This is a genomic window from Kitasatospora saccharophila (assembly GCF_039529925.1).
Classification (GTDB): Bacteria; Actinomycetota; Actinomycetes; order Streptomycetales; family Streptomycetaceae; genus Kitasatospora; species Kitasatospora saccharophila.
In genome coordinates, this window is the sequence record NZ_BAAANS010000003.1 from 225251 (window position 1) to 251843 (window position 26593).

Below are 26593 nucleotides of genomic sequence, written 5' to 3' on the forward strand. Positions count from 1 at the left end.
GTCCCGCGGGTGCCTCAGGACTCGAGACGGTGGCGCTTCCGGCGGCCGCCCGGCAACCCCGGGCTGTCCGCCTCTCCCCGGAGGACGGACACCACGCCGAGCCCGGCAGCGCTGACCGGCACGGCGAGCAGAGCACCGATGATTCCGGCGATCCCGGATCCGGCCACCACCGCGATCATGATGGTGGCGGGGTGGAGTTCGACCGTCCGGCTCTGGATGAGGGGCTGCAGGATGTTCCCCTCGATCGCCTGCACCGCCAGCACCACCCCGAGGGCCCACAGCGCGGTACCCAGCCCGCCGTTCGCCAGGGCCACGAGGACGGCCACCGTCCCCGAGAGGAAGGCGCCGACGAAAGGAATGTAAGCCCCCATGAAGACGAGCGCGCCGAGCCCGGCCGCGCCCGGGACGCCCAGGACCAGCAACCCGATGGAGATGAAAGTGGCGTCGATCAGTGCGATCAGGGTGGTGCCCCGCATGAAGCCGGCCATGGCGGTGAACGCCTGCTGACCGCACGCGATGACCGTCTCGGAGTGCCGACCGGGAATCAGTTCGTGCATCGCGTCGCCGAACCGGTGGCCGTCCCGCAGGAAGAAGAAGACCAGTGCGAGGGAGAGCACTCCACCGGTCAGCAGTTGGGTGACCAGTCCGAGCCCGGACAGGACGCCGTTGGCGAGTGAGTCCACCAGGGTGCTCCCGGAGCCGGAACTCTCCTTGAGCGCGTACTGGATCTTGTCGCCGAACGGACCCAGCCAGGAAGCGATGCGGTCGCCCGCCTGCTGGAGACCTGAAGCGATCTGCGGTGCGCTGTTCACCAGGGAGTTGACCAGTAGGGCGATCCCGCCGGTGACCGCGAGCACCAGGATCGTGCAGGTCAGCCCGGCCGCCACGCCCCGTTTGACGCCGTGGCGCACCAACCAGGGCATCACCGGGTAGAGCAGGGCCGTCGCCAACAGGGCGATCAGCATCGGAATCGTCGCGGCCCGCAGTTCCACCATCACGAAGACCGCGAACCCCGCCACGGTGATGAAGAGGATCACCGCCGCGGACCAAGCGGCAGCCGACCGGATCGCTGCAGGGAGCATCTGGAACGGCCGCCGGTCGTCCAACCGGACTTCGCCCGGGACGACCGCGGACACCGCCCCGGACGCTCCACCGTTCCCCGAGGAGGGATTCCCCCGTGTTGTCGTGCTTCCTGCCGTCTCGTTCGAAGTACCGCCACGCCCCGCCGGACCGTCCGCTCGACGGCCGGCGACCGGTGCCTGCGGCTCCGTCTGCGCACGTTCGCTTCGGGTCGGCGCGTCCGGCCCCGCCTCTCCCCGCCGTGCTCCGCCGTCTTCGCCGCCGTCTTCGCCACTGTCTCCGGCAGTTGGGGATGCCAATGGGTCCGGGCCGTCACCGGGGTCCTGCGGGTTCGGGGAGCCCTCTGCCGTCACCGCCACCTCCGCAGCCAACACACCGTCATGATCGTCTTATTTCAACAGATAACGGTCATGTCAGTGGGCAAGGGCCGACGGCGTGGCGTGCCTCCCCGGCCGATCGGCCCTCTTCGGACGGAGCGGCGGCCGAACCTGCCGGAACCATCCGTCCGCTCGCCCGGTCCGGCGCCAACGGCACTTCCTGCGTCGGGTCAGGGCTGGTACTGGTCGATCGTCCGGCGCAGCAGGGCGATCCGGTTGGAGGTGAGCGAGTCGACTCCGAGGGCGAGCATCCGCCGCATGGTGCGGCGCAGGTCCACGGTCCAGGTCGCCAGGCCCATTCCGGCGTCGTGGACGGAGGCCACCAGCCGTTCGTCGACCAGGCCGAAGGGCGGGTTGAGGAAGCTGGGGCGCAGTTCCGCGAGCAGCCGCTGCTTGGGCAACTGAAGGCGCTTCCAGGTCAGGGAGATCTCCGCCCCGGGTGCCAGTTCGCGCACGGCGAGCATGGCCGTGACCGGTCCGCAGAAGGCGACCCGGTCCTGCAGTCCGAGCTCGCTGACGGCCTGCCAGGTGGCGGCGACCGGGCCGTCCTCGTCGAGGTCGATCATCAGTCGTGCACCGCCCACGGCGGCGATGGATCGGAGGGCCTCGTCGAGGGTGGGGATGCGGAGTCCGGGAGCGGCCACTTCCTCCAACTCGGCGAGCGTCACGCGGTCGATCCGGCGCGGGTCGTTCCACAACCGTTCGAGGGTGTGGTCGTGCAACAGCACGGGTACCCCGTCCCGGGTGAGCTGCACGTCGACCTCGACGGCGTCGGCTCCTGCGGCGAGCGCCGCGCTGACCGCCGGCAGGGTGTTCTCGCGGTGCAGGTACGGGTCACCACGGTGGGCGACGGCACGCACGCGGCTCTTCAACGGGGTCTTCCTCTCGCACGGTCGGAATACTCACAGCACTGGCCGCTCCGCCACCGGTCGGCCGCCGACCTCCGCATCCTAGGCGGCGTCAGTTCACGCCCGGAGTCCGGCTGCCGGTGTCCCCCGTGCGGCCGGGCGCCGGGACCGGGGCCGGATCTGGAACCGGGCCCGGGCGGTGCGACGGAGCCTGGCTCAGGACGGCGAGGGGGTCCGTCCGGCCCGGTCGCGCCTCAGCGCCGCTCGACCACGACGTTGGTCGATTTGATCACCGCGGTGGCGGGCGCCCCGGGGACGAGACCGAGTTCCTCGGCGGAGTCACGGCTGATCAGGGAGACCACCCGGAACGGGCCGGCCTGGATCTCCACCTGCGCGGCGACGTCCCCCAGGACGACGGCGGTCACGATCCCGGGGAAGCGGTTCCGGGCCGAGGAACGCCCTTCCACCTCACCGTTCTCCGGACGGGCCAGTTCCCGGGCGAACGCCGCGAGTTCCGCCCCCGCGATGATCCGGTGGCCGTGTTCGTCGCGCATCGCCGGCAGTCGGCCCGCGTCCACCCATCGCCGCATGGTGTCGGCGCTCACCCCGAGCATCGAGGCAGCCTCGCCGATGCGGTACGGGTGGACGGGCCGGTCGGACGTGACCATCGATGCGGCTCCCGGGCGATTCGAGGAAGGATTGGCGGACCCCGCCATCCTGCCGTACCGGCGCCCCTCCCCATGCGCGCCCCACCATCCCCGACCTGCCGACCCGCCCACACGACAGCCACGAAGCCGCCGGTACGGCGCGCCGTGAGCCGCGCGCCGCACCACGCCGCGTCACATCGCGGCACGCCATGGGATCAGTCCCCGCCGAACAACTCCCGCCGCGCCGCGTCCCCGGCGGTCAGCACTGCCCCGGCCAGTACGGCACCGCCCCCTGCGGTACCGGCCCTGACCTCGGTGGCGAGCGGCGAGAGTCGGGTGAGGTGGCGCTCCACCCTGCCGGCCAGTTCCGGGCCGCCGGCCTGTCCGATCTCACCACCCAGCACCAGGCAGCCCGGGTCGAGCACGACGCAGATCGCGGAGGCCCCGACCGCGATCCGCAGCGCCAGTTCGTCCAGGAAGCCGTCGGCACCGTCCTCGACGGCCTGCCGCACCACGGCCGCGGCAGCGGGTTCCTGCTCCCCAACCCCGGCCGCGGCCACCGCACCGGCACCGGCACCGGCACCGCCCACAGCACCAGCGTCGGCGCCGGGTTCCGTCGTGAGCCCGTGGCGGGCGGCGAGCTCGCAGATCGCGGCGCTCGACACCATGGAGTGGAAACCGCCGTCGCACTTCGTGGATTCGGGCAGCCCGATGGTCCCGGGCACGGGCAGGAAGCCGATCTCGCCGGTGCCGCCGGAGGCGCCGCGACGCAGGCGGCCGTCCAGCACCACGGAGGCGCCGACGCCGTGTCCCAGCCAGATCAGTGCGAAGTCCCGCCTGCCCCGGGCCGCGCCGATGCGGTGCTCGGCGATCCCGGCCAGGTTGACCTCGTTCTCCAGGATCACCTCCGTCCCGGGGCGGGCGCGCAGGGCGGCGAGCAGCTTGCTGTGCCACTCGGGCAGCTTGCCGGAGTTGTTGAGCGTGCCCGTCGCCGGGTCGACCAGCCCCGGAGCGCCGACGGCCACGGTGTGCAGTTCCCCCGCCCCGGCTTCGGCCGCGGTGGCGAGCAGCGCCTCGACGGTGCGCTCCACCAACAGGTCGCCGTTCAGCGTTCCGGTCTCCGACCCGCCGCACGCACCGTCCGCACCTCCCGTGCCCTCCACGACCGACGCGCCGTCCACGACCGGCACACCGTCCGCGGTCGGCGCACCACTCGCGTCCCCCGGGCCGGGAGCGGGGTCGAAGGCGGTGATGGTGGCCGTGCCGAGGGTCCGACCGGTCAGGTCGGCGACCACCAGGCTGACGCCGCTGGAGCGGATGTCGATCCCGGCGAGGTGGGCCCGGTCGGCGACCAGTCCGTACAGGCGGGCGTTGGGACCTCGGCGCAGCGCGGCACTCTCCCCGGCGTGGGCGACCAGGCCGCTGCGTTGGAGTCGTTCGAGCAGGTCGGCGACGGTCGGCCGGGAGAGCCCGGTCAGTGTGCGCAGGTCGGATGCGGTGAGCGGGCCCCGTTCGAGCAGCAGGTCGAGGGCAAGCCGGTCGTTGATGGCCCGGGCGGTGCTCGGCGTGGCAGTGCGAGCGGTCGTCATGAGCCTGCATCCTTCCAGAGGTTTCTATCAGGCAGGGTCCCTGATAGTTTATTGCCATCCGACCGACCCAAGGGGGAGCCCGGCATGGGCGAGACTCTCAAGGACGTCCAGCGCGCAAGGGTGAGCGTGGCGCTGGTCTTCGCCGTTCACGGTGCCGTCACCGGCACCTTCGTCACCCGCATCCCGTGGATCAAGGACCACCTCGATCTGAGCCCCGGTCAGCTCGGCCTGGCTCTGGTGTTCCCGGCGATCGGCGCGTCGGTGGCGATGCCGCTGGCCGGTCGGATCGTGCACCGCCTGGGTGCCCGGACGGCGCTGCAGGGTCTGCTGACGCTGTGGTGCCTGTCCCTGGCGCTGCCCGCGCTCTCCCCCCACCTGGTGGTGTTCTGCCTGTCCCTGTTCCTCTACGGCGCCTCGGCCGGCATGTCCGACGTCGCGATGAACGCGCAGGGCGTGGAGGTCGAGAAGCGGCTCGGCCGGTCGATCATGTCCGGTCTGCACGGCATGTGGAGCGTCGGCGGCCTGGTCGCCTCGGCCTTCGGTGTCCTGGCGGCCCACCAGCACGTCGACGCCCGCGTCCAGTACGCGGTGACCGCCGCGATCCTGGTGGTGCTCGCCCAGCTGGTCACCCGCGGGGTGCTAGACGTCCGGTCGGCCGCGGACGAGGAGGCTCCGCCCCGTTTCGCCCTACCGCCCAAGGAAGCGCTGGTCATCGGCCTGGTCGGGTTCTGCGCGGTGTTCGCCGAGGGCGCGTCGATGGACTGGAGCGGGGTCTACCTCAAGGACATCACCGGCGCCTCCTCCTCCATCGCCGCCGCCTGCTTCACGGCCTTCGCGGCCACCATGGCGGCGGCCCGCCTGGCCGGCGACGCGGTCGTCCGCAGGCTCGGTCCGGTGCGTGCCGTCCGGCTGAGCGGCGCGGTCGCCACCACCGGCGGTCTGCTGGTGGTGTTCGCGAGCAGCCCGTACGTGGCCATCCCGGGCTTCGCGCTGATCGGCATCGGCATCGCCGTGGTGGTTCCGCTCGCGTTCGCCGCCGCCGGCCGGGCGGGCAGCAACCCGAGCCAGTCCATCGCCGGTGTCGCCACCATCACCTACACCTCGGGCCTGGTCGCCCCGGCCGTGGTCGGCGGCATCGCGCAGGCCAGTTCGCTGACCGTCTCCTTCATCGCGGTCACCCTGCTGGCGGCCGCACTGATCCCCTTCGCGACGGCGATGCGGCACCGCAAGTCGGCCGTCTCCCCCGTCGCAGCCTCCGGCTCCTTGGAGCCGACCCACTGACGGACGGCCGGACAATGGGCGGGCGGACGTCCGTCGAGGGGCGCGGAGGATCGACCTCCGCGCCCCTCGGCATTTCCCCGAGCCCCTTCCCGCCCACAGCCGCCCGCCCACAACCCGCCCGCCGTCCGACCCGGCCACCAGTGCCCTCCCCGGCTCCCCTCGTCATGCCGCAGAAGCCGGACCGTATCGGCCAAGCCACAGCAGCGACCTGGTCGCAGCAAGCGGCTGGCCGTCAGAACCCCGGCGGTGGACCGCGCCGCCGTCAGTCCGGCCGCTGCTGGGTCACCCGCCAGAGCCGGCGCGGCAGCTCGCCCTCCTCGAACGGTTCGACCTGCGGCGGCGTCCACCCGGTCGCGAGGCGGTCGACCAGCTCGGGCGGGAAGAAGTGCACCGCGAAGCCCCCGTGCTCCCAGATGTCGTCGCCGTGCCCCGTCCCGGCCCCGTAGTGCGCGTCGCCGGTGTGCCGCGCGGTGTACACCAGGGTGCCGCCGGGGCGCAGGACCCTGTGCACCTCGCCCACCAGAGCCTCCAGTTCGCCGGTGGACAGGGCCATGCAGAACAGCATGTGCGCGTACACCGCGTCGACCGACCCGTCCGGCAGGCCGAGCAGCCGGCGGACGTCCTGGACGACGGTGCGCACCTCCAGCCCTTCGGCAGCGGCGCGTTCGGCGAGCTGGGCCAGTCCGACGGGGCTGAAGTCGGCCGCGACGACCGTGAAACCGCTGCGGGCGAAGAAGAGTGCGTCACGTCCGTGTCCGGCGCCGAGTTCCAGTACCGTGCCGCCGGGGCGGAACACCGCCGCCGCGTGTTCGGCCGACTCCGACGGCCGCTCGCCGTACATGCCGGGGTTGGCCCGGTACGTCCGCTCCCAGTGCTCGCGCTGGGCCCGCGCCAGTGACTCGCTCATCCGGCTCCGCTTCCTCCGCCTGTCCCACGGGTTCCCCCGTGCTTCCGTCCCGGCATCGCCGCCGGGCACCGCGGGGCCGACGGTGCGCCCACCCGCCCGCACCCGCACCCGCGTGCGTCGGGCCCTGGCTCCGACCCCGGTGATCTGCGCTTCCATCCTGCCGTGGGATCCTCCTGGTCATGGATTCCGCCCCGCGCAACCCGATCGGTGCCCACGTCCCCGTCGCCGGGAAGGGGTTGGCGGGCACGGGGCTGGCCTACGCCGAGAAGGTGGGGGCGGAGGCGGTGCAGGTGTTCGTGGCCAACCCGCGCGGGTGGGCCACCCCGGCCGGGAACCCGGCGCACGACCTGGCCTTCCGGACGGCCTGTGCCGAACGGGGCGTCCCGGCGTACGTGCACGCGCCCTACCTGATCAATTTCGGCTCGGACTCGCCCGCGACCAGGGAGAAGTCCGCCGAATCGCTGACGCACTCGCTGCACCGCTCGGCCGCGATCGGCGCGCTCGGTACGGTCGTGCACACCGGTTCCGCGCTCTGCGGCACCCGCGCGGAGGCGCTCGCCCAGGTACGCGCCCAGGTGCTGCCGATCCTGGACGGCCTCGACCGCTACGGTGCCGACGCCCCCTGGCTGCTGCTGGAGCCGACCGCGGGCCAGGGCAGTTCGCTCTGTTCGCGGATGGAGGACCTGGCCGCTTACCTGGAGGCACTCGACCACCACCCGCTGGTCGGCGTCTGCCTGGACACCTGCCACGCCTTCGCGGCCGGACACGACCTGGCCGCCCCGGACGGGGTGGAAGAGCTCTTCGACGCCCTGCACCGGGCGGTCGGCCCGGACCGGCTGCGGCTGATCCACGCCAACGACTCGCAGGACGTCACGGGGGCCCGCAAGGACCGGCACGAGAACATCGGCGCCGGCCACATCGGCGCGGCCGCGTTCCAGGCGCTGCTCGCGCACCCCGCCACCGCGGGCGTCCCCCTGATCATCGAGACCCCGGACGGCCGCCACGACCCGGCCCGGGTCGAGGGCGCCCGCCACACCGCCGACATCGACCTGCTCAAACGGCTGCGCCGGCCCGCGCCCTGAGCCGCCGCCCCGCGCCCGCCCGGTGCCGGTTAAGCTCCCCGGGTGCCCGTCCCGCAGCCGATAGCCGCACCCACCCCAGCCGTCTCCCCCGGGACGCCCGGGATCACCGAGACGCCCGCGATGCCCGCGACACCCAAGCCTCCCGTGTCCACCGGGAGCGCCGAATCCACCGGGACCGCCGGAACGCGGCCGCACCCTTCCGCGCGCCGCCCGCACCGCGGGGCGCTGCTGCGGCTCGGCGCGCTGCTCGCGGTGCTCGCCGCGGCCGCGGCCTCGCTGCTGCTGTGGGACCCGTCCGCCGTCCTGTCCGCCGCCGCCGGACCGTGGCGGATGCCGATCGCGCTCTCGGTGTACGCCTTCGGCACCGTGGCCTTCCTGCCGCGCCCGGCGCTGAACGCGGGCATGGGAGTGCTGTTCGGTTCGCTGTGGGGCGTGCCGCTGGCGGTCGCGGGATCGGCGGTCGGCGCGGCGGTGGCGTTCGCCCTCGGCCGCGGGCTGGGCCGCGAGGCGCTGCGGCCGCTGGTGCGCGGGAAGGTGCTGACGGAGATCGACCGGCGCCTGTCCGAACAGGGTTTCCGCAGCGTGCTGCTGGTCCGGCTGTTCCCGGGCGCACCCTTCCAGGCCGGCAACTTCGCGTGCGCGTTCTCGGGCGTCCGGTTCTGGCCGTACCTCGCGGGCACCGTCCTCGGCGTGGTGCCGACCACCGCCGCGTACGTGGTGGCGGGGGCGAGCGCGGGTTCGCCCACCTCGCCGGCCTTCCTGGTCTCCGCCGCGGTGATCGCCGCGATGTGCGTGTTCAGCGCCCTCTCGCTGTGGCGCGCCCGCCCGCGCCGCTCCGGCTGACGCCCACCGCCGCAACGCCAACCACCGCGCCACCCACCACCCGCCACCCGCCACCCGCCACCCGCCACCCGCCACCCGCCACCGAGACGCTCCGCCACCGAAGTCGCTCAGCAACCCAGCAGCACGGCCCCAGGGGGCGGCCGCTTCCTGGTGCCACACGTGCGGCGGATCGGCGCCGACCGCCAGGTCCGCCTCCGCGCGCAGTTCCCGGCACAGCGCGGCGCCCGGGGTCTCGCCGGGAACGGCACGGCGGCGCAGCAGGACGCGGTCCGCCTCGTCGAGGGCGGTCGCACGGACCGAGCGGCGCAGGCGCACGGGCGGCCCCGGGCCGACGGGGGCGGCCGGCTACGGCCGGCTAGCGCTCCACCTCGGGCGACCACTCTCCGAGTGAACGCAGCGCCACCGTGTTGACGGCCATCGCGGCGCCGAGGCCGAACGCCCACCAGGGGTGTCCGCCGACCGCCAGCAGCGCGACCGAACCGCCCCAGACCAGCAGTTGCACGCCGTACCAGAGCGCCGCCGGGCCCCGCACCGGCCGCCGGGGCGCCGCGTAGCGTCCCCAGAGCACGACCGCGAGCACCGGCAGCGCGAGCGCGATCAGCACCCGGAGGACGACCGGGCCGTCCGGCCGGGCCCCGTAACCGCCGACCGCCAGGGCCACCAGCGAGGCCAGTTCCAGCAGGAAGCGCAGCGCCAACTGAGCCCCCGTCATCCCCTTGCGCACGTCCGCACCCGTCCGTTCCCCCGCCGTACCGCCCGATGATCGGTTCTTCCTACCACGCTGCCCGCCGAAACCGACCCACTGCGCCCGCCCCGCCCCCACCCGCCAGCCCCCGCCTCCCAGCCACCCACCACTCTCCGAAGCGGAAAACGGTTCGCCCGTCCGGGCCGGTCTGTCCCACCATGTCCACATGACGGACAGCAGCCCGGCCACCCTCCGCACCAGCCCGCCCTTCGCCGCCGACGAGGCGGCGATGCTCGGCGCCTGGCTGGACTTCCACCGCGCCACGCTCGCCCTCAAGTGCGAGGGCCTGACGCCCGAGCAGTTGCGCGAACGCGCCTGTCCACCGTCCTCGATGTCCCTGCTCGGGCTGGTGCGGCACCTGACGGAGGTGGAGCGCCACTGGTTCCGCCAGGTGCTGGACGGCCAGGACCTCGACCCGTCCGGCGGCCACTGGTCGGCGGAGTTCCCGGACGGCGACTTCGACCTGGTGGACGGGGCCGACCCGGTCGTCGACACCGCCGCCTGGCAGGCGGAGGTGGCGTTCGCCAGGTCCGCCGTCGAGGGCGTGCCGCTGGACGCGGTCGGCAGGGGCCGGTGGCGCGGCAACGAGGTGACGCTGCGTTGGATCCTGGTGCACATGATCGAGGAGTACGCCCGCCACAACGGTCACGCCGACCTGCTCCGGGAGCGGATCGACGGCTCCACCGGCGAGTAGCCGCAGCAGCCGCACCCCGCGCCACTCCAGTGCCCCGCAGCCCGCAACCCGGCCCGCAGCCCGGCACGCAGCCCGCAACGCCCCCGCGCCACCCCCGGGTCGCGCGCCCCTCACCCGCGACCCGCCACCGCACGGGTGAAGCCGTTACATGATTGTTGACAGCGAGTCAACTAGCGTCCGGGTGGCACCGGTAGGGTCGTCGCGCGCAACCGTTCACCGGTCGGTGGCGTCCTTGCGGATATCCGGACAAGCACGGATCTTCCCTCGCGCCACAACCCGTCCGGTGGGCGCAAGCGGGCACATCTGCGGTGATCAGTGCGATACTCGGACAGTTCCAACAAGTGGATGACGTGTCAAAACGACCCGTCGTCCCCCGGGGGACGAGTACGGAACGAGACAGGGAGGCGCGGCTAATGGGAGCACTTCGCGACGAGCACCACAACGGGTGGCTGATGCCTTCCGGTAGCTACCCGGCCGCGATGTACGAAGAACCCTGGGAGGGCGAGGAGACGCTGCCGAGCGTCCAGGCCGCCCCCTCCCGGATCGTCTCGCTCCGCCCGACGGGCTTCGAGGCGGCCCGCACGGTCGGCGAGCACATCCGCGCCGCCACCCCGGTGGTCATGGACCTCACGGAGATGGACGACGCCGAGGCCAAGCGGATGGTCGACTTCGCCTCCGGCCTGATCTTCGGCACCCGCGGCGGCATCGAGCGGATCGCCCGCCGGGTGTTCCTGCTCACCCCGGCCGACGTCGAGGTGATGGTCATCGACCGCCCGCTGGACGAATCGGGCTTCTACAACCAGAGCTGACGGCCCGCCGCACACCGCCCGCCGAAGGACCCCGCGCCCCGCGCGGGGTCCTTCGGCGTTCCCGGCGACTCCCCGGAACACCCGGAACATCCGAAACACCCACGACGCATCTGAGACGACCGTAAAAATTCTGAGACACTGATGTCTCAGTTGCGCTATACTCATCTCATGGCAACCGACCGCGACTCCGTGCTGGAGGCAGCCGTGGGCATCCTGTCCCGGCGCCCGACGGCCCATCTCGACGAGATCGCCCGCGCCGCCGGCATCAGCCGCGCCACGCTGCACCGGATCTTCCCGGGCCGGGAGGCGCTGATCCTGGAGGTGGGCGCCCTCGGCCTGCGCCGCTTCTCCGCCGCGCTCGACACCGCGCGCGTCGAGGAGGGCAACGCCGAGGCCGCGCTGCGCCGCCTGGTGGACGCGGTGGTGCCGGATGCCGCGCTGTGCGCCTTCCTGGCCGGGGAGAACCAGCTGTACGACCACGAGGAGATCAACGACCTCTGGGAGCTCCAGGACGCCCGGGTCCGCGCGCTGTTCCTGCGCGGCCAGCAGGAGGGGGTGTTCCGCGTCGAGCTCTCGGCCGCCTGGCTGAGCGAGGCGTTCTTCGACCTGGTGGCCGGCATCGGCTGGGCCGTGCAGGAAGGCCGGCTCGCTCCCCGCGAAAGCGCGTTCTCGCTCGCCGAGCTGTTCCTCGGCGGTGCTCTACGGAGATCTGATACCCCATGAGTTCCACCCCCGTCGTCCGGTCCGGCCACCGCTGGGCCGGTCTCGGCGTCCTCGTGCTCGCCGTCACGCTGGTGGCGGTCGACGCGACGGTGCTCTCCCTCGCCATCCCCTCGATCACCGAGACCCTCCGCCCGTCCGGCACCCAGCTGCTGTGGATCGGTGACGTCTACTCCTTCGTGCTGGCCGGCCTACTGGTGTCGATGGGCGCGCTCAGCGACCGGCTGGGGCGCAAGCGGGTGCTGCTGGCGGGTTCGGCCGCGTTCGGCGCGGCCTCGCTGCTGGCGGCGTACGCCCCGGGCCCGGGGTGGCTGATCGTGGCCCGGGCGCTGCTCGGCGTGGCGGGCGCGACGATCATGCCGTCCACGCTGTCGCTGATCCGCACGCTGTTCCCGGACGCGAAGGAGCGGGCCACCGCGATCGGCGTCTGGGGCGCGGGTGCCGCGGCCGGTGCCGCGCTGGGCCCGCTGGTGGGCGGCGTGCTGCTGGAGCACTTCTGGTGGGGGTCGGTGTTCCTGCTGAACCTGCCGGTGATGGTGCTGCTGCTGGTGTCCGGCGTCTGGCTGCTCCCGGAGTCCCGCGATCCGCGCCCGGGCCGGTGGGACGTGCTGAGCGTGCTGCTGTCGATGGCCGGTGTGATCGGCGCGGTGTACGGCGTCAAGGAGTTCGCCGTTCACGGCCTGGAGCGGTGGACGGCCCCGCTGGTGTTCGCCCTGGGCGCGGCCGCGCTCGCGCTGTTCGTCCGGCGCCAGCTCCGTCTGGAGACGCCGCTGCTCGACGTCCGACTGTTCCGCGATCCGCGGTTCACGGCGGCGGTGCTGTCCTCGCTGATCTGCCTGATCGGCCTGTCCGGTGTGATCTTCTTCATGTCGCAGTACCTCCAGCTGGTCCGCGGCTACTCGCCGCTGCACGCGGGCTTCGCCGAGCTGCCGGCCTTCGTCGGCTCGGTGGCGGGCGGTCTGCTGACGGCCCGCCTGGTGCGGCAGGCGGGCGCCCGCCGGGTGCTGACGGTGAGCCTGTTCGTGATGGGGCTGGGCATCGGCGTGCTGGGCTTCGTCCGGGTGGACAGCGCCTACCTGCTGCTCGGCTCGTCCTTCCTGGCGCTGGGCACCGCCGAGGGCGTGGTGTACACGCTCTCCTCCGACCTGGTGCTGGGCGCCGCCCCGGCCGCCAAGGCGGGTGCCGCCTCGGCCGTGTCGGAGACGGCGTACGAGTTGGGCGCGGCGCTCGGCATCGCCCTGGTCGGCTCGGTCGTGACGGCCCTGTACGCGGGGTCGCTGTCCGTCCCGGCGGGTGTCGACCCGGCCCTGGCCGAGCAGGCGGCCCAGTCGTTGGGCGGCGCCCAGGAGGCCGCGGCCGCCCTTCCGGCGGGCCCGGCCGGGCAGTTGCTCGCCGGCGCGAACAGCGCGTTCGTGCACGGCGTCACGGTCGCGGCCTGGCTCTCGGCGGCCCTGCTGCTGGCCGCCGCCGCCCTCGCCCACCACCTGCTGCGCGACCGGCGGACGACCGGCCCGGCCACGGGAACCGTCGGAACCCCCGCCGCGACACCCCCCGGGCTCCCCAGCGGGGAACGGGCCGGGGAGCACGCGCACCGCTGAGACCCGGTCAGGGGCGGTCCGCCAGGTACGCCACCAGCCGGTCGGTGTCCTGCCGGGTCCACCCCTCGGGCGGGGCGATCCGCGCCCACGCTTCGGCGGGCATCAGCCCGTAGCGGTGCCCGTGCCCCTCGGGCACCGCCTCGGAGGCGGCCAGGTCGCAGGTGACCTGCCAGAACGTCACCAGCGGGTACCACCGCATGGTCGGGGAGACGTCGTGGGCGCGCTGCCCCTCCAGCCACTCGGGCCGGTGCCAGACCAGCGCGGGCTCCCACCACACCACCGGGTCGCTGCCGTTCTGCAGGTAGACCACCCGGGGCTGGTCCCAGGGCGCGTCCGGCACCGCGAAGTCGGAGGGCCGCTGGGCAAAGCGCACGTTCCGTCCGTCCTGGTGGACCGGGCGCCAGACGGGGCTGCCGGGCTGCCGCCGGTCGGTGATCGTCTCCCGCAGCGGATTGTCGGGGGTGGGTCCGACCAGCAGCGCTCCCCCGGTCTGTCCGGTCAGCTGCTCGACGCCGCCAGGGAAGGCCAGTTCGGTGGCGTACGAGCCGAGGCTCTCGCCGGCCACCATCAGTCGGGGCCGGGAGTCGGCGGGCAGCTGCGACCAGCGCGCGTGCACCGCGTCGTACAGGGCCCGGCCGGCGTCCGTGGCCTCGCCCTCGGTGAGGAAGGAGATCCAGCTCGGCAGGTACGAGTACTGGAAGGCGACCTCGGCGCTGTCCCCGCCGTACAGGTACTCCACCGGCGCGGCGATCTTCTCGTTGACCCAGCCGCTGCCGGTGGTGCCGAGCACCACCAGGACCTTCCGTTCGAAGCCGCCGGCCCGTTCGAGTTCGGCGACCGCACGCCGGGCGCGTTCGCGCAGGTCGGCGTCGGTGCGGACGCCCTCGGCGAAGGTGGTGCCGTCGACCGGGCGCAGTCCGACGTAGGCCCGCACCGGGTCCTTGGCGGGGCGGCCGGTGAAGCCGGAGATCTGCGCGGCGGTGGGGGCGCCGGCGACGAAGTCGCGGCCCTTCGCGCCGAGGCTGGCCCAGCTCTCGTACGAGGCGGGGCTGCCGGAGAGCGTCGGCGAGGTCGGCCGGACGGTGCCGGGCGTGGTGGAGCGGTCGGCCAGGGCGGCGCCGCGCTCGGCCAGGTCGAGCAGGCCGCGCAGCAGGAAGCCCTCGACGAAGCCGACCACCAGCACGACGGCGAGCGCGGCGGCCGCCCAGTGGGGGACGGCCCGGCCGAGGATCCGGCGCAGCCAGCGGGTGCCGAGCCGGACCGCCCGGGCGCACAGCACCAGCAGCGCGCCGAGCAGCAGCGCGACCGGCAGCACCAGGGCCCACTGCCACCAGGAGATCCGCGGGTCCATGCCGACGGCCCGCCGCAGGTCGCCCTGCCAGCGCACGCTCCACGCGGTGGTCGTCACCACCGCCCCGGCGGCGGCCTGCAGGTACCAGGGCCGGGGCAGCAGCGAGGGGGTGAAGGACAGGCAGTAGAACAGCACCGCCCCGACCGACGCGCCTCAACCCGGCCACCGCCGTACGATCCGCTGTTCCCGCACCGCCACCGTCACCGCCCTCCCCTCCTCGTGACCGGTCCCATGACCATCCCCGAGGCCGTCCCCGTCGTCGTTCCCGTGACCGTTGCCGCGCACCGGTGCATACCTATCTCGCCGCTCGCACCGCCGATCTGACGCGGCGTCGGGCTCCCCCCAATGGCGCAGTGCCGCTGGCCCCGGGCGGTGCCGGGCTCCGACGATGGGGGCGTAGGGCGGACGCATGTCCGGACGCGGGCCGTGGGCCTGCCGGAACGACCGCGGCGCGCACGGGCCCGGCGCGGTTCTGAGCGAAAGGGTGCATCGCGATGCGAGACGCGGAGCGGAACGGTTCGGGCCGTGGGGTGGTCCGGCAGGGGCCGGTGGAGCCGCCGCGCCCGGTGCGGCGCCCGGTGCGGCGGGGCCTGCGGGTGTCGCTGGCGGTGGCGGGGGCGGTCGCCGGGATCACGGTGGTCGCGGCCTGCGGCGGCACCTCGGGCGAGGACCCGGTGCAGGCGGCGATGTCGACGTTCACGGTCGGGCCGCCGGAGACGGCGAGCTTCTCCGGGGAGCCGCCGTCCGCCTTCGCGTCCGCGCACGAGTCGGCGCTGGCCTCGGTGTCGGCGGCGGAGGCGTCCGCCTCGGAGCGCGCCGCCTCCTTCGAGGCTTCGGCCAACGCCCAGTTGCAGGCGACCCGGGCGAAGGCGGCGGAGGTGCTGGCGGCCGTCCCGGACGCGGGCAACGCGACGGCGGACGTGACGCTGACCGGCGTGCCGAACTCGGTCTCCGGCGACCTGACCGCGGCGATCGTCACGATCACCAACAGCACCCAGGAGACCCGTTCCTACGCGGTCCAGGTCGACTTCACCGACAACACCGGCAAGAGCGTGGACAGCCAGGTGGTCGGTGTGGAGCAGTTGGCCGCGGGCGCGACCGCCAACCCGGTGGTGTTCAGCAAGATGGGCAAGGAGCTGAACCTGATCCCGGTGGTGGTGAAGGCGTACCGCTACTGACCCGCCCCGCGCGTCGAGGCGCCCGCACGCTCAGCCGGTACCGAGCGCGCGGGCGCCTTGCTGTCGCGGCCCTCCGCCGCGCCGCGGGTGTTCAGTTGACGGACCGGAGGATGACGTCCTCGTAGTCCCAGCCGGGGTCGTCCGCGCCGTCCGGCCCGTCCGGTCCGGTGCCGGTGCCGGCGTCGGCGTCGGTGCTCGTGCCGACGTCGGTGCCCGGGTCGGGGCCGGTGCCGGACGGGGCGGCCAGGGCGTCGGCGAGGGCCTCCGCGAAGGCGTCGGCGGCCTCGTCGGGGAGGAGGTCGGCGGCCCGGAACCCGGCCCGCTCGGCGGTTCGTCCAGTGTGGGTGTCCATGGGTCCATAGTGGTTCGGGCCGCCGGTGGCGGCCCGGTGCCCGGCCGCAGAGCCCCCCGATCGGGTGTACGGGTGGGGCCGGCCCCGGTCGGCGGCCGCCACCCGGTCGGCGGGTGCGGGCAACCCGTGCGCGCGAACCCGGCTGGCCGGGGCGGGGGCGCGCCCATAGCTTCGAGGCGGCGGACGTGCCGCATGCCGTCCGTGACCGCGACGTCCGGAAGCCGGCTCCTCTTCGATGACTGCTCTCCTCGCTCCGACCCGCCCGCTGGTGCGGGTGGCCGCCGTCCTGCTGTCCTGCGCCGCCTCGGTGCCCGCCGCGCTGGCCGCCGCCCCGGCGGCGGCCGCACCCACCGGTCCGACCGTGTACCGGGTCGCGCCCGGCTCGTCCGTGCAGGCCGCGCTGGACGCGGCCGCCCCGGGCGACGTGGTGGAGCTGGCCGCGGGCCGCTACCCGGGCAGCGTGACCCTCGCCACCGACGGCGTGACCCTGCGCGGCCGGGGCGCCGCCACCGTCCTGGTGCCCGACCCGGCCGACCGGAGCAGTTGCGCGCAGGCCGGCGACGGCGTCTGCGTGACGGGTAGCGCGGACGAGCGGGGCGTGCCGGTGCGGACGCTGTCCGGCGCGGTGGTGGAGTCGCTGACGGTGGCGGGCTTCCCGCGCAACGGCATCGGCGCGGCCGTCACCGACCGGCTGACGGTGCGCCGGGTGACCGTGCACGACAACGGACGGCAGGGCATCAGCGTCGAGATGTCGACGCGCACCGCGCTGACCGACAACGAGGCCCGGGACAACGGCCAGGCCGGGATCTTCGTCGCCAACTGGTACGACCGCAAGGGCGGCGCGCTGGAGACCCTGGGCACCGAGGTGTCCGAGAACCGGCTGACCGGCAACCGGATCGGCCTGCAGCTGCGCCGGGTCCGCGGTCTGACGGTGGAGGCCAACCTGGCGTTCGGGAACTGCGGCGGCGTGTTCGTGATCGGTGACGACGGGGTGCCGCGGGCCGGGGCGCTGACCGTCCGGGACAACGTGGTGCGGGCGAACAACCGCTACTGCCCGCCGATCCCGCGGCTCGACTCCGTCCAGGGCACCGGAATCCTGCTGACCGGCACCGAGGACGTCACGGTCTCCGGCAACCAGGTCACCGACCACACCGGGACGTCCCCGATGTCGGGCGGCGTCGTGCTCTACCCGAGCGCGGTCGGCGCGCCCAACGCCCGGGCCGCCGTCACCGGCAACGCGCTGCGCGACAACCTGCCCGCCGACCTCGCCGACCGGGACCCGCGCGGTACCGGCAACGCGTTCACCGAGAACGCCTGCGGCACCTCCGAGCCCGCCGGCCACTGCTGACGGGCCCTCCCCCGTTCCACCCCTCCGACGAAAGGCACGTGCCCATGACCTCCGCCCCGACCGCCCCGACCGCCGCACCCACCGCACCCGGCGCGTCCGCGTCCGCCGCCGCGCCGCCGACCGACCCGGCCGCCCCGGCCGCCCCGGCCGCCCCGCCGGGGATGCTGCTGCGCGAGCTGGTGTTCGGCGCCGCCTGCGCGGGCGCGGTCCGCGCCGCCGCCAGCCTGCGGCTGCCGGACGCCCTGCAGGAGGAGCCCGCCGACGCCGGGGCGCTGGCCGAACGGCTGGGCGTCGAGCCCGGCCCGCTGCGGCGGCTGCTGCGCGCGCTGGCCTGCTACGGGGTGTTCGCCGAGGACGCCGACGGCCGCTACCGGCACACCCCGCTGTCGCGCCTGCTGCGCGCCGATGAGCCGGGCAGCCTGCGCGACATCGCGCTGTGGTGCACCGAGCCGTGGACCTGGCAGTCCTGGTCCCGGCTGGACGACGCGGTGCGCACCGGGCGCAGCGTGTTCGGCGACGCCTTCGGCAAGGAGTTCTTCCAGTACCTGCACGACGACGCGCCGGAGTCCGCGGCGCTGTTCAACCGGGCGATGACCCAGTCCAGCCGCCAGTCGGCGCAGGACCTGGCGGACTTCCTGGACCTGTCGGGCGTCGCCTCGGTGGCCGACATCGGCGGCGGCCAGGGCCAGGTGGTGGCCGAGCTGCTGGAGCGCCACCCGGCGCTGCACGGCACCCTGCTGGACCTGCCGAAGGTGGTGGAGCACGCGGACCCGCGGCTGCTCCCGGGCGGTTCGCTGGCCGACCGGGCCCGGCTGGTGCCGGGTGACTGCCGGGCCGCCGTACCGGTGCAGGCGGACCTGTACCTGGTGAAGAACATCCTGGAGTGGGACGACGACTCGACCCGCCGGACGCTGCGCAACCTGCGCGGGGTGGCCCGTCCGGGGGCCCGGGTGGTGATCGTGGAGAACCTGGTGGACGACTCCCCCTCGATGCGGTTCACCACCGCGATGGACCTGCTGCTGCTGCTGAACGTCGGCGGCGCCAAGCACACCCTGGGCAGCCTGACCGCGCTGATCGCCGAGTCGGGGCTGGTCCTGGACGCGGTCGACCCGGTCAACCCGTACCTGCACGCCTTCTCCTGCACCGTGCCGTAGCGGGTGCGCGGAAGGGGAGGCCCGTCCGGGACGGGCCTCCCCTTCCGCGTGCGCGCCCGCACCTGCGGGCGCGGGGTCAGCCGACCGCGGCGGACTCCCTCGGTGACGCGGTGCTCGACCTGGAGCCGGCAGTCGACCTCCATCAGGTGGAAGGAGCCGTCGGGAGCGGGCGGGAACTCGGCGGTCCGGAAGCCCTCGGGGAGTTTCTCGCCGGTGGTCTGTTCGATGACGCGCGGCCCGGCGAAGCCCGTCCGGGCGCCGGGTTCGGCGAGGATGACGTCGGCGAGGGCGGTGAAGGAGGCGGCGACGCCGCCGTAGGTGGCGAGACGGTGAGGATCCCGGCCTCGTCGAGTTCGGCCGTCACCTGGGCGCGGTCTTGGCCATCTGCACCAGCGACGGCACGCCCTCCTGCATCCGGGCGCCGCTGGCGGTGACCAGGACGAGCGGGGCGCGGTGTTCCGGGCCGGTGCGGGCGGCGTGGGTGATCAGGGCGCCGACGGTGCGGCCGAGGCTGCCGCCGAGGAAGCGGAAGTCCGTCACACGGCGGCGACGCAGGGCTGGCCCTCGACCGTCCCGGCGGCGCACGGCACGGCCTCGTGGGGGCCGGTGTCGGCGCGGGCCCGCTCCACGCGTTCGGCGTGGGGGCGGCTGTCGGCGAAGCCGAGCGGGTCGTGCAGGGCGGGCACCGGTCCGATGGTCTCGGCGGTGCCCGGGTCGAGCAGTTGGTCGAGCCGCTCGGGGGCGGTGAGCCGCCCGTGGTGCCCGCGGTCGGGGCGCACGCGCAGGGTGCGCGTTCAGCGTTCGCCGTGGGCCGGGGCGCCGCAGCCCGCGCAGCGCGTCCGGTCCGCCGGTTCGGTCCGCTCGGCCACGGCGGCTCTCCCTTCCCTGCTCCGTACGCGGTGCGTACGGGGTTCAGCGGTTCCAGCGGTAGAACTCGTGCGCCATGGCGTCCTTGGGGCTGCGCCAGGTCGCCGGGTCGTAGGCGTCGACGTAGACGGCGAGGCGTTCGCTGACGTCGCGGAACTCGGGGTGCGCGGCGTACCTGGCGACCTCGGGTCCGGCGGGGCGCTCGGACTCGATGAGGTGCAGGTAGACGTCGCCGAACTGGAACAGGCTGCGGCTGGTGACGCCGATCAGGCCGGGCAGGTCGCCGCGGTCGGAGTCGGCGAAGACGCCGGCGATGTGGTCGGCGGTGCCGGGCTTCATCCGGGCGACGATCAGGGCGCGGTGCACGTCGTTCATCCGACCGCTCCGGCGCGGTGCTCGACCTTGGCGCGGATCAGCTCCATCTGGACCTTGGAGTTCTGGTTGATCCGGTCGGTCATGCCCTGGTCGTCGATCGGGGCGGTGGGCTTCATCGCGAAGTCCTGGATCCAGCGCATGCTGGTGCCCTGCGGGTGCTCCTCGTACTCCCAGCGGATCTCCATGAACTCGAACGGGCCGGGTTCGACCCGGCGGGCCCGGACGGTGAGCTTGTCGCGGTCGGCCTCGCGCTCGGAGACCCAGCTCCAGACCTGGCCGTTCTCGTCGGGGTGCATGGTGAGCCGGAAGCGGACCAGCTGGCCCTGCCGGTCGAGGACCTCGACGGAGGCGTACTCGCTGAACAGCTGCGGCCAGTTCTCCAGGTCGTTGGTGACGTCCCAGACCAGGTCGACGGGGGCGTTGATGACGATCGTGTTGTCGGTGTGTCCGGGCATCTCAGGCACCAGCCTTCACGGAGGAGTTGACGGTCTGCAGGAACTCGGCGACGGGGCGGCCGAGCAGGTCGGAGGAGTCGATGGAGACGCCGTAGCGGTTCTCCACGTCGGCGAGGACGCCGAGCACGCCGAGCGAGTCGACGCCCAGGTCGAGGAACATGCAGCCGGGGTCGGCGAGTTCGTCGACGGTGACGGCGACGCCGGCCCGGGTCTTGATCAGGACGGCGAGTTCCTCGTAGGTGATCTCGGAAGCCATGTCGTGCTCCTTCGGGGTTCGGTGGCGGTCAGGGGCGGCGCAGCAGCAGGGCGCTGTTGGAGCCCATCAGGCCGCGGCTGAGCACCAGGGCGGTGCGCAGTTCGGCGGCGCGCGGGTAGCCGGTGACCAGGTCGAGGCCGTGCGGGCAGTCCGCGGTGTGCGGGGTGGGCGGGACCAGGCCGTGTTCGAGGGCGAGCACGGCGGCGGCGACGTCCAGGGCGGGGGCCCCGCAGTGGGCGCGGCCGAGGCCGGCCTTGGGGGCGGTGACGGGGACGCGTTCGACGTGCTCGCCGAGCACGTCGGCGAGGGCGAGCGCTTCGGCGCGGTCGGCCTCGGGGACGCCGAGGGCGTCGGCGAAGACCACGTCGACCTCGTCGGGGGCGCAGCGCGCCTCGGCGAGGGCGCCGCGGACCGCGTGGGCGAGTCCTGCGCGGCTCTCGCTCCAGCGGGCGGCGCCGGTGAAGGTCGCGCCGTGCCCGGCGATCCGGGCCCGGGGGCGGGCGCCGCGCAGCCGGGCGGTGTGCTCGTCCTCGACGACGAACATGGCGCCGCCCTCGGCGGGGACGAACCCGGCCGCGTCGCTGCCGAACGGGCGGTAGGCGCGTTCGGGGTCCTCGGTGGTGGACAGCCCGGGGTAGCCGAGCTGGCAGACCATCGAGTACGGGGCGACGGGGGCCTCGGCGGCGCCGGCCAGGACGGCGTCGGTGCCGCGGGCGACGGCCCGGGCGGCGTGCGCCAGGGCGTCGAGGCCGCCGGCCTCGTCGGAGGCGACCACGCCGCAGGGGCCCTTGAAGCCGCCGCGGATGGAGATCTGGCCGGTGGAGGCGGCGTAGAACCAGGCGATCGACTGGTAGGGGCCGACGTGGTGCGGCCCCTCCGCCCACAGGTGCTGGAGTTCGCGCTGGCCGAACTCGCCGCCGCCGGAGCCGGCCGCGGTGACCACGGCGACGGCGTACGGGTCGTCGGGGTGGTCGGCCAGGTCGGCGTCGGCCGTGGCGAGTTCGGCGGCGGCCATCGCGAAGTGGGTGAACCGGTCGGTCTGGACCAGGTAGCGCGGTTCGACGTACTGCTCGGCGTCGAAGCCGCGGACCAGTCCGGCGACCTTGAGCGGCAGGTGCTCGCAGCCCTCCCGGTCGATCGGGCCGAGCGCCGAGCGGCCCTCGCGCAGGGCCTTCCAGTAGTCGTCGGCGCCGATGCCGTTGGGCGCGACCACGCCGACCCCGGTGATCACCGCGCAGCGTGCGTTCATGCGGCCGCCTCCACCCTGCTCAGCACCACCGCGGACTGGAAGCCGCCGAAGCCGCTGCCGACCGACAGCACGTGGCGCAGCGGCAGTTCGCGGGCGGTGCGGGGGACGTAGTCGAGGTCGCACTCGGGGTCGCGCTCGGTGTAGTTCGCGGTGGGCGGGACGACACCGTGGTGCAGGGCGAGGGTGCAGGCGACGAGTTCGATGGCGCCGATCGCGCCGAGCGAGTGCCCGACCATCGACTTGATGGAGCTCATCGGGGTGCGCCGGGCGTGCTCGCCGAGCGAGCGCTTGACGGCGGCGGTCTCGTGCCGGTCGTTCTGCTTGGTGCCGGAGCCGTGCGCGTTGACGTAGTCGACGGCGTCGCCGGGGAGTCCGGCGTGGGCCAGGGCCCGGTCGATGGCCCGGGACATCTCCAGGCCCTCCTGGGTGAGGCCGGTCATGTGGTAGGCGTTGCCGAAGGTGGCGAAGCCGCCGAGTTCGGCGTAGATCCGGGCACCGCGCCGCTGGGCGTGCTCCCACTCCTCCAGCACCAGGACGGCGCCGCCCTCGCCGAGCACGAAGCCGTCGCGGCCGGCGTCGAAGGGGCGGGAGGCGTGTTCGGCGTCGTCGTTGCGGGCCGAGGTGGCCTTGATGGCGTCGAAGCAGGCGACGGTGATCGGGGAGATCGGCGAGTCGCAGGCCCCGGCGAGGATCACGTCGGCGCGGCCCTCCTCGATGGCGAGGGCGGCGTAGCCGACGGCGTCCAGGCCGGAGGTGCAGCCGGTGGAGACGGTCTGCACCGGGCCGTGCGCGCCGACCTGTTCGGCGACGGCGGAGGCCAGGGTGGAGGGGGAGAACGCCCGCTCCAGGTGCGGCTGCGCGGGTCGGTGGTCGACGTCCCAGTGTTCGCCGCGGCCGCTGACCAGCACGTAGTCGCGTTCCAGCCGGGTGGTGCCGCCGACGGCGGTGCCGAGCGAGACGCCGATCCGCCAGGGGTCCTCGCTCGCCGGGTCGAGCCCGGCGTCGGCGACCGCCTCGGCGGCCGCGACCAGCGCGAACTGCACGTACCGGTCGTTGCGGGCGACCTGTTCGGCGGTGAGGCCGTGGGCGGCGGGGTCGAAGTCGCACTCGGCGGCGATCCGGGAGCGGAAGCCCTCCGGGTCGAACAGGGTGATGCCGCGGGTGGCGGTGCGGCCCTCGGTGAGCAGTGACCAGAACCGGGGGACGCCGGTGCCGCCGGGGGCGACCACCCCGATCCCGGTCACCGCGACCCGGCGCGTCACGAGGCCGCCCCGGCCGGTTCCGGCGGGCCCGCCTCGGTGGCGCTCTCCTCGGTGTCGACGTGCCCGAGCTCGGGGCGCGGCGCCAGCGGGCCGAGGTGGAAGACCATCCGGGCCTCGGTGCTGCCGACGTTGCGGAAGCGGTGCCGCATCCCGATCGGGATCATCAGCCCCTGGTCGGGCCGCAGCCGCTGCGGCACGCCGTCCAGGTCGACCTCCAGCTCGCCGGAGATCACGAACACGAACTCCTCGGAGTACGGGTGGTAGTGCTCGCCGATCCGCTCCCCCGGTTCGACGATCGCCACTCCCATGAATCCGCTGGTCGCGCCGACCGCCGGCGGGGTCAGCATGGCCCGCAGGTCCCCGCCGCGCTTGCGGTTGGGGGGCGCGTCGTCGACGTGGATGATGCGTGGCATCTCGGTGGTCACGGTGGACTTCCTCTCGTGGCGGGGCGTGCTGGGTCGGGGGGGTGGTCAGTCCTCGGCCGAGGTGCGGTCGGTGACGGGGGTGGTGGCGCACTCGGCGAGCAGGCGGCGCAGGCCGTCGCGGGTGCGCTCGGCGGGTTCGGCGAGCTTGCCGAGGACGGCGGCGGCGCGCGGGCCGGCCAGGCCGAGGGCGGCGGCCGGGTCGTCGGCGGGGTCGACGAGCAGGTCGACCAGCCGCACCACCAGGTCGTCGTGCCGGTAGACGGTGGCGCGCACCAGCGGGCCGCCGGGGTCGGCGACGGCGTGCTCGTCCTCCTCGGAGAGCAGCTCGGCGAGGGCGGCGCCGGCGCCGGGGCGCACCGGGTACAGGTAGGCGTGCCGCTGCACCGGGCCGGTCTTCAGCCCGGCGTGGTGGTGGACGGCGGGCAGTGCGGCGCGCTGGAAGAAGTCGCGGGCGGACAGCGGGTCGTCCAGGTCGCGGTCCTCCTCCAGGTACGGGTTGAGCGCCTCCTCGACGGCCCGCACCCCGGGCTGCCGGGCGACGTGCCGCAGCGCGGCGGTCAGGTCGCCGGCCACCTCGACGCAGCGCACCACCCGGTTGCCGCGCATGAACAGCGAGGTGCGCAGCAGGCGGGTGGTGTCGTCGACCCGGGCGTCCGGGGAGCGGTAGCCGGCCAGCAGTTCGGCGGCCCTGGCCTCGGCGCCGGGCTTGACGGTGAAGCTGAGCGCGTGCCGGACCACGCCGTCCGGGCCGGGGCGGACGACCCCGGGCACGCCGGGGTGGTGCTCGCCGGGGCGCAGCGGCGGGGCGGTGGTGTCGGTGGCGGTGGTGCCGTGGGTCTCGCGCAGCACGGTGTAGCGCAGCGAGCGGTTGTCGCGGACGCAGCCGTGCATCGGCTTGACCATCTCGCGGTGGGCGGGGCTGTCGACCCAGGCCAGGAACGGTTCGGCGCTCTCCCACTCGCTGGTGATCAGCCAGCGGGACGGGTCGTCGATGGACTGGCAGAGCTGGTCGCTGACGTGGCCGGGGACGGCCGAGACCTGGTAGCGCAGCAGCTCGTAGGCGTCCAGGAAGCGGTCCTGGGCGCCGTCGTAGACCTCCAGCATCAGGATGACGCGGAGCCGGCCGGGGGTCGGCCGGGTCGCGGTGGTGGTCTCCTCGGGGGCGGAGAGCAGGGTCATGGCGGCGGAATCCTGTCGTCGGTTCGCGGTTCGTTCCCGAAGGGTCCGCGTCCGGCTCCGGGCTCGGGCTCGGGCGGCCGGGCGGGGCAACGGTTCGCCCTCGATCGTCAGGGCGGGAACGGGGGCGGCGCGAGACTTCGGGGCCATCCGGGCGAAGCACCCTGAGTGGCCGTCAGCGACGGGGGATGGATGTCCGGTCTGGCGCGCCCCGCGCCCTGCACGGATGGAGCAGAGTCGATGAACACACAGATGGCGGACCGGGTGCCGGTCCTGATCGCGGGCGGATCGCTGGTGGGGCTGTCGGCCTCGCTCTTCCTCGGTCGGCTCGGCGTGCCGCACCTGCTGGTGGAGCGGCACGCCGAGACCTCCCGGCACCCGCGCGGCCGCGGCAACAACCTCCGCACCATGGAGCTGTTCCGGGTCGCCGGGGTGGAGGAGGACGTCCGGGCCGCCGCCTCGGTGCTGGCCGACAACCACGGCATCCTGCAGGCCGAGACGCTCTCCGGCGGCGAGCAGGAGTGGCTGTTCCGGGAGATCGACCCGGGCGGCGGACTGGCCAGGTTCAGCCCGTCCGGGTGGTGCCTGTGCAGCCAGAACGACCTCGAACCGGTGCTGCTGCGGCACGCCGCCGCCCGCGGCGACCTGCGCTTCAACACCGAGCTGGTCTCCTTCGAGCAGGACGCCGACGGGGTGACCGCGCTGCTGCGCGACCGGGCCACCGGCGAGGAGCGCACCGTCCGGGCCGACTACCTGGTCGCCGCGGACGGGCCGCGCAGCCCCGTCCGGGAACGCCTGGGCATCGGGCAGTCCGGGCGCGGCGACCTGTTCCACAACGTCTCCGTCACCTTCCGCGCCAAGCGGCTGGCCGAGGTGGTCGGCGACCGGCGCTTCATCGCCTGCTACCTGACCGACCCGGCCGGCGCGGGCGCGCTGCTGCCCGTCGACAACCACGAACTGTGGGTCTTCCACCTGCCCTGGCACCCCGAGCGCGGCGAACGGGTCGAGGACTTCACCGACACCCGCTGCACGGCGCACATCCGGGCCGCGGCCGGCGTTCCCGACCTGGACGTGGAGATCACCGGCCGCGCCCCCTGGCACGCCGCCGAGCGCGTCGCCGACCGGTACGCGGCCGGGCGGGTCCTGCTGTGCGGCGACTCCGCCCACGAGATGCCGCCCACCGGGGCGTTCGGCTCCAACACCGGCATCCAGGACGCGCACAACCTGGCCTGGAAGCTCGCCGCCGTCCTCGACGGCTGGGGCGGCCCGCGCCTGCTGGAGTCGTACGAGGCCGAGCGGCGGCCGGTGGCCGTGCAGACCGCGGCCCGGGCCGCGGCCCGCTCGGTGGAGCACCAGCACCCCGGCTTCGACGCGGCGCCGGTCGGCGGGCCGCGCACCAACGTGCTGGCGGTGGCGCTCGGCTACCGCTACCCCGAGGGCGCGCTGGTCGGCGCGGACGCCACCGCCGGGGTCGTCCCGGAGCGCTTCGCCGCGACCGGGGAGGTCGGCACCCGGGCCCCGCACCTGTGGCTGCGCGACCGCGCGGGCGCCCGGATCTCCACCCTCGACCTGTTCGAGCGCGAGCCGGTGCTGCTGGCGCCCGCGGCGGGCGGCGCGCGGTGGGCGGAGGCGGCCCGGGAGGTGTCCGGGCTGACCGGGGTGCCGATCAGGTGCCTGCTGGTCGGCGAGGGCGGCGACCTCGTCCCCGAGCCCGTCCCCGACCTGCCCGCGGCCGGGCCCCGCCCCGCCGGGCCGAGCGGCTGGCCCGCGGTCTACGGGCTGCGCGAGGGCGGCGCGGCGCTGGTCCGTCCGGACGGCTTCGTCGGCTGGCGCGCGAGCAGCCCGGTCGGGGACCCGGTGGCGGCGCTGCGGGTCGCGGTGCGCGGGGTCGCGGGGCGGTAGGACGGGCGTCCAGGGGCTCGGAG

General features: G+C 74.4%; 28 protein-coding genes. 11 read left to right on the top strand and 17 right to left on the bottom strand.

Annotated elements, in window-relative coordinates; all coding sequences use genetic code 11:
- Positions 1-14 precede the first annotated feature (14 nt).
- From ABD345_RS04060 to ABD345_RS04075, 4 genes are all read right to left on the bottom strand, one after another.
- Positions 15-1106 (bottom strand): AI-2E family transporter, encoded by a 1092-nt coding sequence (locus ABD345_RS04060; protein ID WP_344550303.1) that lies wholly within the window; start codon positions 1104-1106, stop codon positions 15-17.
- A 521-nt stretch (positions 1107-1627) separates the two neighbouring features.
- Positions 1628-2329 (bottom strand): glycerophosphodiester phosphodiesterase, encoded by a 702-nt coding sequence (locus ABD345_RS04065; protein ID WP_344550305.1) that lies wholly within the window; start codon positions 2327-2329, stop codon positions 1628-1630.
- A gap of 230 nt (positions 2330-2559) precedes the next feature.
- Positions 2560-2973, bottom strand: a complete 414-nt coding sequence (locus tag ABD345_RS04070; protein WP_344550307.1) for a TOBE domain-containing protein — start codon at positions 2971-2973, stop codon at positions 2560-2562.
- 194 nt (positions 2974-3167) lie between these two features.
- Positions 3168-4541 (bottom strand): ROK family transcriptional regulator, encoded by a 1374-nt coding sequence (locus ABD345_RS04075; RefSeq protein ID WP_344550309.1) that lies wholly within the window; start codon positions 4539-4541, stop codon positions 3168-3170.
- An 84-nt stretch (positions 4542-4625) separates the two neighbouring features.
- Between ABD345_RS04075 and ABD345_RS04080 the strand changes: the two genes are divergently transcribed.
- Complete coding sequence (locus ABD345_RS04080) at positions 4626-5822, top strand: MFS transporter (protein WP_344550311.1); 1197 nt, start codon at positions 4626-4628, stop codon at positions 5820-5822.
- Between the two features lie 262 nt (positions 5823-6084).
- Here ABD345_RS04080 and ABD345_RS04085 read toward each other — a convergent pair whose 3' ends face one another.
- Positions 6085-6729 (bottom strand): class I SAM-dependent methyltransferase, encoded by a 645-nt coding sequence (locus ABD345_RS04085; RefSeq protein WP_344550313.1) that lies wholly within the window; start codon positions 6727-6729, stop codon positions 6085-6087.
- 179 nt (positions 6730-6908) lie between these two features.
- On the opposite strand from ABD345_RS04085, the gene ABD345_RS04090 reads away from it, so the two are divergent.
- On the top strand, positions 6909-7811 hold the full coding sequence (locus tag ABD345_RS04090; RefSeq protein WP_344550315.1) for a deoxyribonuclease IV: 903 nt from the start codon (positions 6909-6911) through the stop codon (positions 7809-7811).
- 144 nt (positions 7812-7955) lie between these two features.
- Complete coding sequence (locus ABD345_RS04095; RefSeq protein WP_344550317.1) at positions 7956-8654, top strand: TVP38/TMEM64 family protein; 699 nt, start codon at positions 7956-7958, stop codon at positions 8652-8654.
- Between the two features lie 355 nt (positions 8655-9009).
- On the opposite strand, the gene ABD345_RS04100 is transcribed toward ABD345_RS04095, so the two are convergent.
- On the bottom strand, positions 9010-9366 hold the full coding sequence (locus ABD345_RS04100) for a YrdB family protein (RefSeq protein ID WP_344550318.1): 357 nt from the start codon (positions 9364-9366) through the stop codon (positions 9010-9012).
- Between the two features lie 199 nt (positions 9367-9565).
- Here ABD345_RS04100 and ABD345_RS04105 point away from each other — a divergent pair, with 199 nt between their 5' ends.
- The 4 genes from ABD345_RS04105 to ABD345_RS04120 all read left to right on the top strand — a co-directional run bounded on the left by ABD345_RS04105 (position 9566) and on the right by ABD345_RS04120 (position 13220).
- Positions 9566-10093, top strand: coding sequence for a DinB family protein (locus ABD345_RS04105; RefSeq protein WP_344550319.1), 528 nt, complete (start codon positions 9566-9568; stop codon positions 10091-10093).
- 413 nt (positions 10094-10506) lie between these two features.
- Complete coding sequence (locus ABD345_RS04110) at positions 10507-10902, top strand: cell division protein SepF (RefSeq protein ID WP_344550320.1); 396 nt, start codon at positions 10507-10509, stop codon at positions 10900-10902.
- A gap of 168 nt (positions 10903-11070) precedes the next feature.
- Positions 11071-11625 (top strand): TetR/AcrR family transcriptional regulator, encoded by a 555-nt coding sequence (locus tag ABD345_RS04115; protein ID WP_030461201.1) that lies wholly within the window; start codon positions 11071-11073, stop codon positions 11623-11625.
- Positions 11622-13220 (top strand): MFS transporter, encoded by a 1599-nt coding sequence (locus tag ABD345_RS04120; RefSeq protein ID WP_344550324.1) that lies wholly within the window; start codon positions 11622-11624, stop codon positions 13218-13220. Before ABD345_RS04115 ends, ABD345_RS04120 begins: the two co-directional genes overlap by 4 nt.
- A gap of 7 nt (positions 13221-13227) precedes the next feature.
- Here the strand turns inward: ABD345_RS04120 and ABD345_RS04125 are convergent, their stop codons facing one another.
- Complete coding sequence (locus tag ABD345_RS04125) at positions 13228-14706, bottom strand: alpha/beta hydrolase (RefSeq protein ID WP_344550325.1); 1479 nt, start codon at positions 14704-14706, stop codon at positions 13228-13230.
- Positions 14707-15065: 359 nt separating this feature from the next.
- On the opposite strand from ABD345_RS04125, the gene ABD345_RS04130 reads away from it, so the two are divergent.
- Positions 15066-15749 (top strand): hypothetical protein, encoded by a 684-nt coding sequence (locus tag ABD345_RS04130; protein ID WP_344550327.1) that lies wholly within the window; start codon positions 15066-15068, stop codon positions 15747-15749.
- 91 nt (positions 15750-15840) lie between these two features.
- Here ABD345_RS04130 and ABD345_RS04135 read toward each other — a convergent pair whose 3' ends face one another.
- Positions 15841-16101, bottom strand: a complete 261-nt coding sequence (locus ABD345_RS04135; protein ID WP_344550328.1) for a hypothetical protein — start codon at positions 16099-16101, stop codon at positions 15841-15843.
- Between the two features lie 235 nt (positions 16102-16336).
- Between ABD345_RS04135 and ABD345_RS04140 the strand changes: the two genes are divergently transcribed.
- Together ABD345_RS04140 and ABD345_RS04145 are read left to right on the top strand one after the other, a co-directional pair.
- Positions 16337-17449, top strand: coding sequence for a right-handed parallel beta-helix repeat-containing protein (locus ABD345_RS04140; RefSeq protein WP_344550329.1), 1113 nt, complete (start codon positions 16337-16339; stop codon positions 17447-17449).
- 44 nt (positions 17450-17493) lie between these two features.
- Positions 17494-18603, top strand: coding sequence for a methyltransferase (locus ABD345_RS04145; RefSeq protein ID WP_425556761.1), 1110 nt, complete (start codon positions 17494-17496; stop codon positions 18601-18603).
- Positions 18604-18963: 360 nt separating this feature from the next.
- Here the strand turns inward: ABD345_RS04145 and ABD345_RS04150 are convergent, their stop codons facing one another.
- From ABD345_RS04150 to ABD345_RS04190, 9 genes are all read right to left on the bottom strand, one after another.
- On the bottom strand, positions 18964-19143 hold the full coding sequence (locus tag ABD345_RS04150; protein ID WP_344550330.1) for a hypothetical protein: 180 nt from the start codon (positions 19141-19143) through the stop codon (positions 18964-18966).
- Entirely contained in the window at positions 19140-19382 is a 243-nt protein-coding gene (locus ABD345_RS04155) for a hypothetical protein (protein WP_344550331.1), read from the bottom strand. The genes ABD345_RS04150 and ABD345_RS04155 overlap by 4 nt, the downstream gene beginning before the upstream one ends.
- A gap of 133 nt (positions 19383-19515) precedes the next feature.
- Complete coding sequence (locus ABD345_RS04160) at positions 19516-19836, bottom strand: TcmI family type II polyketide cyclase (RefSeq protein WP_344550374.1); 321 nt, start codon at positions 19834-19836, stop codon at positions 19516-19518.
- Positions 19837-19841: 5 nt separating this feature from the next.
- Entirely contained in the window at positions 19842-20300 is a 459-nt protein-coding gene (locus tag ABD345_RS04165; RefSeq protein WP_344550332.1) for an SRPBCC family protein, read from the bottom strand.
- A 1-nt stretch (position 20301) separates the two neighbouring features.
- The gene (locus ABD345_RS04170) at positions 20302-20556 is read right to left on the bottom strand and encodes an acyl carrier protein (protein WP_344550333.1); all 255 of its coding nucleotides are present in this window, start codon (positions 20554-20556) and stop codon (positions 20302-20304) included.
- A 28-nt stretch (positions 20557-20584) separates the two neighbouring features.
- On the bottom strand, positions 20585-21805 hold the full coding sequence (locus ABD345_RS04175; protein WP_344550334.1) for a beta-ketoacyl synthase N-terminal-like domain-containing protein: 1221 nt from the start codon (positions 21803-21805) through the stop codon (positions 20585-20587).
- Positions 21802-23067 carry a beta-ketoacyl-[acyl-carrier-protein] synthase family protein gene (locus ABD345_RS04180; RefSeq protein WP_344550336.1) on the bottom strand — a complete coding sequence of 422 codons (1266 nt, stop codon included), beginning with the start codon at positions 23065-23067 and terminating at the stop codon, positions 21802-21804. The genes ABD345_RS04175 and ABD345_RS04180 overlap by 4 nt, the downstream gene beginning before the upstream one ends.
- Positions 23064-23492, bottom strand: coding sequence for a cupin domain-containing protein (locus ABD345_RS04185; RefSeq protein WP_344550338.1), 429 nt, complete (start codon positions 23490-23492; stop codon positions 23064-23066). Before ABD345_RS04185 ends, ABD345_RS04180 begins: the two co-directional genes overlap by 4 nt.
- Positions 23493-23537: 45 nt before the next feature.
- A complete protein-coding gene (locus ABD345_RS04190; protein ID WP_344550340.1) occupies positions 23538-24671 on the bottom strand; it encodes a SchA/CurD-like domain-containing protein in 1134 nt (377 codons plus the stop codon).
- Between the two features lie 237 nt (positions 24672-24908).
- On the opposite strand from ABD345_RS04190, the gene ABD345_RS04195 reads away from it, so the two are divergent.
- Positions 24909-26570: an FAD-dependent oxidoreductase gene (locus ABD345_RS04195; protein WP_344550342.1), complete on the top strand. Its 1662-nt coding sequence runs from the start codon at positions 24909-24911 to the stop codon at positions 26568-26570.
- Positions 26571-26593: the final 23 nt, after the last annotated feature.